The organism is Faecalibacterium sp. DFI.5.82, from assembly GCF_029076575.1.
Classification (GTDB): Bacteria; Bacillota; Clostridia; order Oscillospirales; family Ruminococcaceae; genus Faecalibacterium; species Faecalibacterium duncaniae.
In genome coordinates this window covers 1-301 of sequence record NZ_JARFIS010000756.1, presented here as the reverse complement: position 1 = coordinate 301, position 301 = coordinate 1, and the positions used below count along the sequence as shown (strand labels likewise).

Genomic DNA, 301 nt, shown 5'->3' with positions numbered 1-301 from the left:
TGCATTGAAAACCTTGAAAATGCAATTGGAAAAGGAGGACTGGAGATGAATCGAGCCTTTGAAAAAGAACTGTCCAGAGCACAGGCGACAGAGCTTGACACAGCCGCACCGAAAACGCTACTGCGCCGCTGCCGGGCGGAACATGTCGTAAAACAACGGAGTGATTGGCGTGATTTGCTGCACTGCCAGTTCAAATTGCTGGGCTGGAAGGTCTGGGCGCTGGAAGTTATGGCGGCACTGGCGTTGTACAGTGTGGGGCGGGAACTTGCCCTGTGGGAGAAGGCATGGACATTTCGCAATG

At 53.5% G+C, this 301-nt stretch carries 1 protein-coding gene; it reads left to right on the top strand.

Annotated elements, in window-relative coordinates; translation table 11 throughout:
* Window positions 1-45 precede the first annotated feature (45 nt).
* On the top strand, window positions 46-301 hold a 256-nt coding region (locus tag P0G09_RS18770), incomplete at its 3' end, for a hypothetical protein (RefSeq protein ID WP_275253430.1).